Origin of the sequence: Luteimonas sp. 9C (assembly GCF_902506295.1) — a bacterium.
In the GTDB taxonomy this organism is placed as follows: domain Bacteria; phylum Pseudomonadota; class Gammaproteobacteria; order Xanthomonadales; family Xanthomonadaceae; genus Luteimonas.
The window spans coordinates 435,772-446,808 of record NZ_LR733313.1 but is presented as its reverse complement, the minus strand read 5'-3'; the positions used below and the strand labels follow the sequence as shown (position 1 = coordinate 446,808).

The 11,037-nt window shown below is 68.3% G+C and carries 11 protein-coding genes; 4 read left to right on the top strand and 7 right to left on the bottom strand.

Translation table 11 applies throughout. The features are described from left to right. The first annotated feature begins 2 nt into the window (after positions 1 to 2). On the top strand, positions 3 to 503 hold the full coding sequence (locus tag CURTO8I2_RS15075; RefSeq protein ID WP_236551181.1) for a CopD family protein: 501 nt from the start codon (positions 3 to 5) through the stop codon (positions 501 to 503). Between the two features lie 640 nt (positions 504 to 1,143). On the opposite strand, the gene CURTO8I2_RS15070 is transcribed toward CURTO8I2_RS15075, so the two are convergent. From CURTO8I2_RS15070 to CURTO8I2_RS15055, 4 genes are read right to left on the bottom strand one after another with little or no spacing between them, the layout of a single operon-like run. Then, the gene (locus CURTO8I2_RS15070; protein ID WP_159682056.1) at positions 1,144 to 1,683 is read right to left on the bottom strand and encodes a DUF2231 domain-containing protein; all 540 of its coding nucleotides are present in this window, start codon (positions 1,681 to 1,683) and stop codon (positions 1,144 to 1,146) included. Between the two features lie 15 nt (positions 1,684 to 1,698). After that, complete coding sequence (locus CURTO8I2_RS15065; RefSeq protein WP_159682055.1) at positions 1,699 to 2,040, bottom strand: hypothetical protein; 342 nt, start codon at positions 2,038 to 2,040, stop codon at positions 1,699 to 1,701. A gap of 29 nt (positions 2,041 to 2,069) precedes the next feature. Then, a complete protein-coding gene (gene ctaD / locus CURTO8I2_RS15060) occupies positions 2,070 to 4,610 on the bottom strand; it encodes a cytochrome c oxidase subunit I (protein WP_159682054.1) in 2,541 nt (846 codons plus the stop codon). Beyond that, entirely contained in the window at positions 4,607 to 5,305 is a 699-nt protein-coding gene (locus CURTO8I2_RS15055; RefSeq protein ID WP_159682053.1) for a cytochrome c oxidase subunit II, read from the bottom strand. Before CURTO8I2_RS15055 ends, ctaD begins: the two co-directional genes overlap by 4 nt. 277 nt (positions 5,306 to 5,582) lie before the next feature. On the opposite strand from CURTO8I2_RS15055, the gene CURTO8I2_RS15050 reads away from it, so the two are divergent. The 3 genes from CURTO8I2_RS15050 to CURTO8I2_RS15040 all read left to right on the top strand — a co-directional run bounded on the left by CURTO8I2_RS15050 (position 5,583) and on the right by CURTO8I2_RS15040 (position 9,038). After that, positions 5,583 to 6,863 (top strand): putative DNA modification/repair radical SAM protein, encoded by a 1,281-nt coding sequence (locus CURTO8I2_RS15050; protein WP_159682052.1) that lies wholly within the window; start codon positions 5,583 to 5,585, stop codon positions 6,861 to 6,863. A 193-nt stretch (positions 6,864 to 7,056) separates the two neighbouring features. Continuing rightward, complete coding sequence (locus CURTO8I2_RS15045) at positions 7,057 to 8,469, top strand: UdgX family uracil-DNA binding protein (RefSeq protein WP_236551180.1); 1,413 nt, start codon at positions 7,057 to 7,059, stop codon at positions 8,467 to 8,469. Positions 8,470 to 8,603: 134 nt separating this feature from the next. Further along, positions 8,604 to 9,038, top strand: a complete 435-nt coding sequence (locus CURTO8I2_RS15040) for a PepSY domain-containing protein (protein ID WP_159682050.1) — start codon at positions 8,604 to 8,606, stop codon at positions 9,036 to 9,038. Positions 9,039 to 9,111: 73 nt separating this feature from the next. Here CURTO8I2_RS15040 and CURTO8I2_RS15035 read toward each other — a convergent pair whose 3' ends face one another. The 3 genes from CURTO8I2_RS15035 to CURTO8I2_RS15025 form a co-directional block, all read right to left on the bottom strand. Further along, positions 9,112 to 9,615 carry a hypothetical protein gene (locus CURTO8I2_RS15035; RefSeq protein ID WP_159682049.1) on the bottom strand — a complete coding sequence of 168 codons (504 nt, stop codon included), beginning with the start codon at positions 9,613 to 9,615 and terminating at the stop codon, positions 9,112 to 9,114. Positions 9,616 to 9,701: 86 nt separating this feature from the next. Next, on the bottom strand, positions 9,702 to 10,079 hold the full coding sequence (locus CURTO8I2_RS15030) for an EF-hand domain-containing protein (RefSeq protein ID WP_159682048.1): 378 nt from the start codon (positions 10,077 to 10,079) through the stop codon (positions 9,702 to 9,704). A gap of 81 nt (positions 10,080 to 10,160) precedes the next feature. Beyond that, the gene (locus tag CURTO8I2_RS15025) at positions 10,161 to 10,901 is read right to left on the bottom strand and encodes a hypothetical protein (RefSeq protein WP_159682047.1); all 741 of its coding nucleotides are present in this window, start codon (positions 10,899 to 10,901) and stop codon (positions 10,161 to 10,163) included. Positions 10,902 to 11,037: the final 136 nt, after the last annotated feature.

Genomic DNA, 11,037 nt, shown 5'->3' with positions numbered 1-11,037 from the left:
CGGTGTACTTCTGGCTCAAGGTCCTGCACATCCTGGCGATGACGGTCTGGTTCACCGGACTGTTCTTCCTGCCACGCCTGTTCGTGGCCCGGCACCGCCGCGAGATCGATGCCGATCCCGCGTACTGGAACCCGGTCACCAACACGCTGTTCTTCCGGATCATGACCCCGGCCGCGCTGGTGACGATCACGCTGGGCGGCATCCTGATCGCCTGGAATCCGAGCGGTGCCTGGCTGGTGCTCAAGCTCGTCGTCGTCGCGTTTGCCGTGCTGCTGCATCTGTACATGGGCCTGCTGCTTTACGAACTGGGCCACGACCGCTGCCGGCACGGGCCGACGTTCTTCCGCGTGATCGGATGGATCCCGCTGGTGCTGCTGCTGTTGATCGCCGGGCTGACGGGCGCCAAGCCGCAGACGCTGGGCGATCTGCCGGCGCCGCCGTCGCGCAATGTGGATGTGGAGGATGTGGTGCCCGGGCTGGAGGATGGCGCCGCGAGGCCGTAGCGAATTGTTCTTTTGCTTTTGCTTTGCTGTTGCTCCGCTCCTACCGAAGCGTGACGCAATGGCTTAGCTGGCAGACCCGTAGGGCGCCGCACAGGGATGTGCGGCGTTTTTCGACCGATGCAGGATGCCGAGTCGGAAAATCCCGGAACAAGTGACACGCCGGGTGAGCTCCGTCGGGGCTGGCCCTTTTCTTTGGTTCCGTTTCTTTGACTCGTATCTTTCGATGCTCGCCCCCTCGGGACGGCTGCGCCGTTCGCACTGCGTGCGTGGGCCAGCAAAAGAAATGAACCTGCTCGCCGCAAGGCGAGTGGAACCGTTTGATCTTGCTCATCGCCGCAGGCGGACACACGAACATCAACGTCAACCGCTTTCGTCCGCTGACGCGGCCGAGTTCATTTCTTTTGGTTGACGCCAAAAGAAACGGAACCAAAGAAAAACGTCTCCCCGACACGTCCGAAGCCCGCGGCTTTTAGCTCTTCGGGACTTTCCGACTCGGCATCCTGCCTCGGTCGGAAAACGCCGCCCATCCATGGGCGGCGCCCTCCGGGTAGGCCAATGCTGGATGGCGTCGCGAATGGGTAGAAGCAAGCGAACGCAACGGCAGGAGCCACAGCAACAGCGAACGGCAAAACGGCAAACCCTACTCCGCCGGCGGCTTCTCCACCGCATCGCGCCCACTGGCCGCCTCGGTCTCCTCGTCTCCGTACACGCCCACGCCATGGCGGAAGCTCAGCGTGCCGCCGAGCCAGCCGGCCACGCCCACCAGCACCGCCATCGTCGCCGACGACAGCAGGCCCCAGGGCCAGACCGCTTCCTGGTGCCCGGGCAGGCGCAGCCAGACACCGAGCGCGGCCATCGCCAGCACCATCACGGCGACGATGAAGTGGTTCCACGCGGACACGTGCCGGCGCACGACGCGGATCGACATCATGTCGATCGTGCCGACAACGCCGGCGAGTACGCCGAAGCCGAGCCCGCCGACGTTGAGCCAGAACGAGAGTTCGGCCCAGAACGGAGCGTCGAGCCAGAGATAGAGCACGTCGGTGACGACCACCATCGACAGGAAGGCGATCGGGAACGTCACCAGCATCGGGTGGATGGGGTGCTTGGCGATCGCCAGCACGCTCTCCACGGTGTGGCTCTGGGTGTCGGGAACCGGCTGTTTGAGATCGTCACGCATGGGGTATCGGGCGCCTCAGGCGCAGGTCGGAAGCATCGCCAGCGGCGACGCGGTGAACACGACGCCGAGCGCGGACACCGCCGCGCCCAGCAGGGTCAGTGTCACCAGGAAATGGCGTCGCTCGTGGTCGGCGCGGCCGGTCTGGTCGCTGACCGTCAGCGCGCGACGGATCTGCCAGGCACGCCGGGCCTCGAACGCGATCGCGGCGAGGACGAGCGCGGTCAGCGCCCACAGCACCCAGGTCATCAGCTCCAGCCCGCCGACGCGGTCGCGCCACAGCTGTTGCGCGCAGGCCAGGCCCTGCAGGCTGTAGAGGGCCACGAAGTGCAGCGCCCACAGCGCGTATGGCACGCTCATGCGGGTCAGGGTGATGCGTGGCGGCCGGTTCACAGCCACCTCGGGAACACGTGCAGCACCGCCCAGGTGATCACGCCGATGGCGACCGTATAGCGCCAGAACCCGGCGGCGATCCGCGACTCGAGACGGCGCACCGCGTCGACATAGCCGTGATGGATGCGCAGCGCGGTGAAGCCACCGATCAGCAGCGCCACGCACACGTGCACGGCGTGGAAGCCGGCCAGCGTCCACACCACCGACGCATAGGCATGCACCTGCGGCGCGCCGACCGCCGCCCACAGCGCCGGCAGGTGCAGCGCGAGGAACGCGATGCCACCGACGATCGCCACGCCCTGCCACACGATCGCCGCGCGCTGACGGCCGGCGGCCAGCGCCACCGGGCCGCGCCACGCCGCGAGCAGCGGCAACGCCAGCATGGCCAACGCGGTCAGCGCCGGCGTCCACGCCATCACCGCTGCGCCGCCCGCTGGCCAGGCCGGTGCGTTGAGCCACAGGTAGAAATAGGCGAACACCAGGGAGGCGAACAACGAGCCGTCGATCAGCAGGGTGCCGACCAGCGCCCACCAGCCCGGCGCGTTCTGCGCCGCTGCCTGCGTGGGCAGGCGCAGCCCCGGCGCGATTTCGATTTCGGCCGGTGCATGACGATCGCCGGTGGTCCACGCCCAGTGCAGGAACAGGCCGATCAGCGGCGCCAGCATCAGGATCGACAGCCAGTACTGGGAGCTGATGAAGCCGCCCAGCAGCACGGCGATCACCAGCGCCGCACACAGCGGCAGCCAGGTGGAGTCCGAAATGCGGATCACCTGCTCGGGGCGACCGGACTGGATGCCGGTGCCGAGCAGTTCGCGGCGGTCGTCGTGCGCCTCGCCCAGCAGGCCGTCGGTGCGCCGGGTGGCCTCGACCACCTCGGGGTTGTCCCACAGCGGATAGCGGCTCTCGATCTGCGGCACCGAAGCGAAGTTGTAGGTCGGTACCGGTGTCGGCATCGCCCATTCCAGCGTGCCGGCCTGCCACGGGTTCTCGACACCGCGGCGGCCGAGCACGAAGCACAGGACCACGTCGATCAGGATCGCGATCACGCCGACCGCCATCACGAAGCCCGCCGCGGTCGACAGCAGGTTGAGCCAGTGCACGCCGAGCTCCATCGCATAGGTGTCCACGCGCCGCGGCATGCCGACCATGCCGGTCACATGCATCGGCAGGAACGCGAGGTTGAAGCCGATGAACACCAGCCAGAACCCGCTGCGGCTCAGGGACTCCGACGGCATGCGTCCGCTGACCAGCGGCAGCCAGTAGTACAGGCCCGCGAACAGCGGGAACATCAGACCGCCGATCAGCACGTAGTGCAGATGGGCGACGACGAAGTGGGTGTCGTGGACCTGCCAGTTGAAGGGCACGAAGGCCAGCATCACACCGGTCAGCCCGCCGCAGACGAAGACCACGAAGAAGCCGATGATGTAGAGCATCGGCACGCGCAGCCACGGCTTGCCGGCCCACAGCGTGGCCAGCCACGCGAAGATCTGGATGCCGGTCGGGATCGCCACCATCATGCTGGCCGCGCTGAAGAACGCCAGCGCCAACAACGGAATGCCGACCGCGAACATGTGGTGCACCCACAGTCCGAAACTCAAAAAGCCCGTCGCCACCAGCGCCAGCACGATCCAGGTGTAGCCGATCATCGGACGCCGCGCGAAGGTCTGCACGACCATCGACACCACGCCCGCGGCGGGCAGGAAGATGATGTAGACCTCGGGATGGCCGAACAGCCAGAACAGGTGCTGCCACAGCAGCGGGTCGCCGCCCCGCGCGACCTCGAAGAACGCGAAATCGAACGCGCGTTGGATCTCGAGCAGGATGCTGGCGAGGATCAGCGGCGGAAACCCGAACGCGATCATGAAGGCGGTGACCAGCATCGCCCAGACGAACAGCGGCATCCGCCGCAGGTCCATGCCCGGCGCGCGGGTGATCAGGACCGCGGTGATCATCTCCACCGCCGAGACCACGGCCGCGATTTCGGCGAAGGTCACGCCGATCAGCCAGAAGTCCGCACCTTTGCCCGGGGAATAGGTCGAATCGCTCAGCGGCGTGTACATGAACCAGCCGGTGTCGGGCACGCTGCCGAAGATGAAACTCGAGTACAGGAACAGGCCGCCGAACAGATAGCACCAGTAGCCGAACGCCGACAGCCGCGGGAACGGCAGGTCGCGCGCGCCGATCATTTTCGGCACCAGATACATGCCGAAGCCGCCCATGATCGGCACCGCGAACAGGAACATCATCGTCGTGCCGTGCATGGTCACGAACTGCGCGTAGCGCTGCGGGTCGAGCACGTCGAGACCCGGCCACGCGAGCTGCAGACGCATGAACATCGACAGCAGACCGCCGACCAGCAGGAACGCGAAACCGGTGACGATGAAGCGCATCGCCACCGTGGAATGGTTGACCGCGGTCAGCTGGCCGACGATGCCGGGGCCGTTGGCCCACACGCGCGTCAGTCGTGCGAGGCGGTCGGCATGGCGCAGGTGGTCGCCGGGCGTGGGAATGGTGTGGTCGGGCGTCGCGGCGCTCACAGCACGTCCTCCGAAGCGCCGTGGCGGGGCGGCGCGCGACCCGCCGGTGCCTGCGCCGAGGGCGGCGCGTCGGCAGGCCGCGCATCCCGCTCGGCCAGCCAGCCGGCGAGCGCTTCCGGCGCGATCACGCGCACGGGAAACAGCATGCGCGCGTGCTCCAGTCCGCAGAATTCGGCGCATTGCCCGCGCATGGGCGTGTCGCGGTCGGCGCGCAGTCGCAGCGTATTGATGCGGCCGGGAATCGCGTCGACCTTGCCGCCCAGCCGCGGAATCCAGAAGCTGTGGATCACGTCTTCGCTGGTGATGCGGAACTCGATCATCCGGCCCAGCGGCATCGCCAGTTCGTCGATGCTCTCGCCGATGACCTGGTCGTTCGCGTCGCGATACCGGAAATGCCATTGCCACTGCCGCGCGGTCACTTCGACCACCGCGTCGGGTTCGCTGCCCACGCCGGTCACGCGCGCGCTGGTCAGCGTGCCGTAGACCAGCAGTGCGGCCACGACGACCAGCGGCAGCGCCACGCCGCCCCACAGGATCAGACGTTCGGGACGACGGGGGCCCGCGCCCGCATCGCGCCGCCGCAGCGTGTGCCACAGCAACAGCAGCACGCCGATCCAGACCGCGGTGAACAGGCCGGTCATCAGCCAGCCCCCCCGCGCGATCTCCGCGGCAGCGGGGCCCGCGGGATCGAGCATGGACTGGGGGCCGGTGCAGGCGCTGGTCAATGCCGCGGATGCGGCAACCAGCAGGGCGCCGGCGCGTCGGCGAGCTCGGTTCGGCATGTCGATGGTGCGGCCCCAGTGTCCACGTGCATGGGTGCCGGTCGGCGAACCCTCCGCGCACGCTACCGGTCGGCGCGGCCACATTCTGTGAATGCGCCTGCACGACGCCAGCCTCGCGCTGCCCTCACGGGATGGACGGGCAGGTCGGGCAGTCTCATGGCCTGAGACGATTGACGGGCACAGTACGCGCGTGAACCTGACCGACAAACTCGCGATCCTCGCCGATGCCGCCAAGTACGACGCCTCCTGCGCGTCGAGTGGTGCGAACAAGCGCGACTCGTCGAAGACCGGCGGCATCGGCAGCACCGAAGGCATGGGCATCTGCCATTCGTATACGCCCGACGGCCGCTGCGTGTCGCTGCTGAAGATCCTGCTGACGAATTTCTGCATCTTCGACTGCGCGTATTGCATCAACCGGGTGTCGAGCAACGTGCGCCGCGCGCGCTTCACGCCAGAGGAGGTCGTGACGCTGACGCTGGATTTCTACAAGCGCAATTACATTGAAGGCCTGTTCCTCTCCAGCGGCATCATCCGCAGCGGCGACTACACCATGGAGCAGATGGTCGAGGTCGCGCGCAGCCTGCGCGAGGACCATCGCTTCGCCGGCTACATCCATCTCAAGACGATTCCCGATGCCGCGCCCGAGCTGCTGGCCGCAGCCGGACGCTATGCCGACCGTCTGAGCATCAACATCGAACTGCCGACCGAGGCCGGCATGTCGGCGCTGGCGCCGGAGAAGACCCATGCCGGCATCCACGGCGCGATGGGCGAACTCAAATGGCGGATCGACGAGGACAAGGACGCGTGCCGGATCAAGCGCCAGGCGGTGACGGTGCGCCGCGCCAAGGCGCCGCGCTTCGCGCCGGCCGGCCAGAGCACGCAGATGATCGTCGGCGCCGACGATGCCAACGACCGCAGCATCCTCGAGACCAGCAACCGCATGTACGGCACCTACCGGATGCGGCGGGTGTACTACTCGGCCTTCAGTCCGATTCCCGATGCGTCCAAGAATCTGCCGCTGCAGTCACCGCCGCTGCTGCGCGAGCACCGTCTCTACCAGGCCGACTGGCTGTTGCGCTTCTACGGCTTCGATGTCGAGGAAATCACGCCGGACGCGGCGAATGCGGAGGACGTGGACGCCGAGACACCCGGCATGCTCGATCTCGACGTCGATCCCAAGCTGGCCTGGGCGCTGCGCAATCCGACGCGCTTCCCCGTCGACATCAACCGCGCGCCGCGCGAGATGCTGCTGCGCGTACCGGGTTTGGGCACGCGCAACGTCGAGCGCATCATCGCCGCGCGTCCGCACGGCGCATTGCGCCTCGACGATCTCGCCCGGCTGCGTGTGCCGCTGAAGAAGATCATGCCGTTCGTGATCACGCCCGGCCATCACCCGCGTCAGCGCCTGGACGATCCGACGCGGCTGCGCAACGAACTCGCCCCGCAGCCGCGGCAGGCGAGCCTGTTCTGATCCGCGTCGCAGTCATGACGGATCGCGCCCAGGCTTCAGACACAAAATTTGAAGCCCTCCCCCATGCATGGGGGAGGGTTGGGTGGGGGCAAACCTTCCGATCGCTTCGGTCTGTGAGCTTGCCCCCATCCCAGCCTTCCCCCGTCGACGGGGGAAGGAGCAAAAGCAACTGCCCCCCGTGCGTCCAGAAAACTTGACTCGCGTCACCGCAAAGGTCGACCCGCCCTGGGACGCCACCGCGTGGCGCGTTGCTGCGCGCGCCGCCCTGTGCGCCGGCCTGCCACCCGAACAGCTCGACTGGAGCGGCGGTGCCCAAGGCTCGCTGCTCGGCGGACTCGACCTGTCGACGCTGCCTGCGCAACGCACCGCCCCGCGCGTGCCCTCCGAATTCCTCTCGCTGGCTGGTGCCGTGCTCTGCAACCGCGCCGAGGACCGCCATGGTTTGCTCTACCGCATGCTCTGGCGCATCGCCGAGGGCGAACGCGCATTGCTGCAGCGTGCATCCGATCCCGACGTGCATCGCGCCACCACGATGGCGCAGGCGGTGCGCCGCGACAGCCACAAGATGAAGGCCTTCGTGCGCTTCCGCGCGGTACCCGGCGCCGACGAGGAATATGTCGCCTGGTTCGAGCCGGACCACCACATCGTCGATCGCGTCGCGCCGTTCTTCGCGCGCCGCTTCGCCGGCATGCGCTGGGCGATCGTGACGCCGTACCGGACCGCCCTGTGGGACGGCGAAGCGATCGCATTCGCCGACGGCGGCGTGCGCGCCGATGCGCCGTCGGAAGATGCGCGCGAGGATCTGTGGCGCACCTACTACGCCAACATCTTCAATCCGGCGCGCCTCAACCCGACGATGATGCGGTCGGAGATGCCGCAGAAATACTGGAAGCTGCTGCCCGAGGCGGCGTTGCTGCCGGACCTGATGCGCGACGCCGGCCTGCGCGTGCGCGAGATGGCCGAGCGCGCACACGAAGCGCCGCGTCGCCGCATTCCCGCGGCGCCGGCGCCCGCGCCGGTCGTGGCCGGCACGCTCGACGCGTTGCGCGAATCCGCGCGCGACTGTCGCCGCTGTCCGCTGTGGCAGCCGGCCACGCAGACCGTGTTCGGCGAAGGGCCTGCGCACGCGCGCACGATGATCGTCGGCGAACAGCCTGGCGACGAGGAGGACCTGTCCGGACGTCCTTTCGTCGGTCCTGCGGGGCGTCTGTTCTCCCGCGCGTTGGACGAACTCGGCATCGACCGTACCGCGTTGTATCTGACCAATGCGGTCAAGCATTTCCGTTTCGAGCCGCGCGGCAAGCGCCGGCTGCACAAGCGCCCGGACGTCGCGCACATCGAGGCCTGCAACGGCTGGCTGCGCGCTGAGATCGCGCAGGTGAAACCCGAGCGCATCGTCTGCCTCGGCGCGAGCGCCGCGCGCGCGGTGTTCGGACCCGGCGTGCGATTGACCGAAGAGCGGGGCCTCTGGCGCACGCGCGAGGACGGGGTGCGCGCGTTCGCGACCGTGCATCCGTCCTGGGTCCTGCGGCAGGGCGATCCGCAGGCCCAGGCCGACGCGTACGCCGGCTTCGTGGACGATCTGCGCCTGCTGCTCGCGGCGTGACGCCTGCGCGGGGCCGCCCGTCGTAACGCGGCGCTCGCATGCGTGAACGGCGCTGGATTGCGCCGTGGTGCGTTCACCCGCACGTCGCAGCCCCGGTCGAACACTCCCCGCACTCAGAACGCAGGAGTGTCACGATGAAGCACACCACCGCAGTCCGTGGCCTTGTACTGGCCCTTTCGCTCGCCGCCGGCGCCGCCGCCGCCGCGCAGGACGCCATGACCAGCACCCAGGTGCGCGCGGCGCTCACCGAGGGCGGTTACACCGAGATCAACGATGTCGAGTTCAAGGACGGCGTATGGAAGGCCGATGCCAAGGACGCCAGCGGCAACATGATCGACGTCCGCCTGGACCCGGCGAGCGGCCGTGTGTATCCGGAAACCGCGGGCGCCACGAATCTGGGTGAAGCCGATATCCGCGCCAAGCTGACCGCGGCTGGCTACACGCGGATCGAAGACGTCAAGTTCGACGACGGCATGTGGGAAGCCGAAGCCGACAACGCCCAGGGCCAGCGCATGGACCTCAAGCTCGATCCGGAAGATGGCCGCGTGGTCAGCGAATCGCGCGACTGAGTCCTGCGCGGATCGTGGGACCGGAACGCCCGGCTCCGGCCGGGCGTTCTGCTGTCCGGGCGCTGCGGATGCGTCAGTCGCGCGCGTGATCGGGAATCGGCACGTCGTGGGGCATCTCGTCGCGCACGCAGTTGGCGGCGTCTTTCGGCGCCTCGGCATTCGTGTCCACGCAGCGGGCGGCGATCATCGCCCAGCGCGAGACCGCGTCTTCGCGTGCTGACAGTGCATCGGTCGCGACCATCCAGCGGGCGATGTCGACCAGCTGCGCGCGTTCGTCGAGCGAGGACACCGCATCGATCGCCGCGGTGCTGACGATGAAACTGTGCGCGAACGCCGCGGTGGTGCGTTCGGCGGAAACCGCCGGATCGGCGATGCCCGCGGGTGCATCGAGCAGGGCATGCAAGCGGATCGCCTCACGGGCCTTCAGGTCACCGGCCGAGCCGATGCTCATGCGCAGCAGCACGGTGGCACCGAGCGCGCCGATGAAGATGCCGATCATCACGACGAAGACGGCGCCCACCAGTAGCGGGCCGCGAGGACGCGGCGCATGGGTGTCGTCATGGGGACTCTGGTTCACGCACGGACTCCATCGCCGACCGGTGGCCGGAGGCGGCATAGGCTAGCGCAGCACGGCCGGGCTGCGTCGCGCCGGGGTGCGACCGATCAGCGCAGCCAGCCGGCGAGTTCCTCGCGGCTCAGGCGTCCGTCGCGGTTGCTGTCGATCGCGTTGAACTCCGCGTCGAGTGCGGAATGGGCCTTGGCTTCGGTCCGGTCGACGTAGCCGTCGCCGTCCGCATCGAGTGCGGTGAAGTCGATGCGGTACTGCGCCGACTGCGCGGAGCGCGGTTCGTAGGACCGGACGATGACCTGGTGGCCGTCGTCGTGGTCCATCGTGACCACGCCGGTCTGCCGGCCGGCCTGCGACGACACTTCGGGCTGCGCATTGACGTGCTGCAGCGGCGTCGTGGTGACCTGGCCCGAGGCCGGTGACGCGGCGAAGGCGAGCACGCACAGACCGGCGGCAATGGATGGACGGAACATGGGACCCCCTGTGGGATGTACTGGCGGCACAGCGTCGCAATGCCCGCCCGCACGATGCGTGAACGCGCCGCAGCGCCCGGCTCAGCGGTGTCGCAGGCGCAGTTGCAGCACGGCGGTCTGGATCGCCAGCACCACACCGATGCCGAGCGCCACCCATGCCGAGGTCACCGCGCCGGTCAACGGCCATTCGGTCTGCTTGAACCACACCGCGAACAGCCCCCACAGTGCGATCGCCAGATAGGCGATGTTGCCGCGCATGCGCAGGTTGAGGACCAGCAGCACGACCGCCGATATCGCCCACAGCGCAAGGCTCCAGCCGAGCATGCGGGTGGTCGACAGCAGCTCGTAGGCCACGATCGTCTGTGCGACGTTGAGGAAGGCCGCCAGCGACAGCCAGCCGGCATGCACCGACAGCGCCAGCCACGCCAGCCGGTAACGCTTCGCGTTGCCCGCGCGCGACAGCTGCACGGCGCACCAGGCCAGCGCCATCAACGCGCCGAAGATCACCACCACGCACGCCCAGAACAGGCCGGCGGAGAACAGCGGCATCCAGATCGCGGTGAGGAAGAAGCCGAGGGCGGCGATCGGCGCGATGCGGCCGAGCAGCGGATCGGTGCGCCGCGTCCCGGTCGCCTGCCACCCGGCGTAGAGGAGATCGAGCAGGAAGATCAGCCCCCAGACCGAGAACGCATAACCCGCGGCGACGAGCAGGGTGGGATAGCGGTCGGAGATGGTGCCCTGGTCGGGCCCGAACACACCGGTCTGCGACAGCCAGGCGATGGCCGGCATCGCGAGGGCACACAGCAGTACGAGCAGGCGCATGGCGTCACTTCCGTCGGGAACCGGCGCGGATGCTCGCACCGGAGACGTGAGGGTGTCGTGGGATTGCGCATTCGCGCGCCGTTCCCCCCGGAGTGAAGCGACGCGCCTGCGCGCGGTCCGTTCGCGTGTCGACCGA

Bases quoted from the DNA above. Each gene is read 5' to 3' on its own strand.
- CURTO8I2_RS15070 (WP_159682056.1), bottom strand. From the start codon at position 1,683: ATGCGTGACGATCTCAAACAGCCGGTTCCCGACACCCAGAGCCACACC.
- CURTO8I2_RS15040 (WP_159682050.1), top strand. From the start codon at position 8,604: ATGAAGCACACCACCGCAGTCCGTGGCCTTGTACTGGCCCTTTCGCTC.
- CURTO8I2_RS15055 (WP_159682053.1), bottom strand. From the start codon at position 5,305: ATGCTCGATCCCGCGGGCCCCGCTGCCGCGGAGATCGCGCGGGGGGGC.
- CURTO8I2_RS15030 (WP_159682048.1), bottom strand. From the start codon at position 10,079: ATGTTCCGTCCATCCATTGCCGCCGGTCTGTGCGTGCTCGCCTTCGCC.
- CURTO8I2_RS15065 (WP_159682055.1), bottom strand. From the start codon at position 2,040: ATGAGCGTGCCATACGCGCTGTGGGCGCTGCACTTCGTGGCCCTCTAC.
- CURTO8I2_RS15025 (WP_159682047.1), bottom strand. From the start codon at position 10,901: ATGCGCCTGCTCGTACTGCTGTGTGCCCTCGCGATGCCGGCCATCGCC.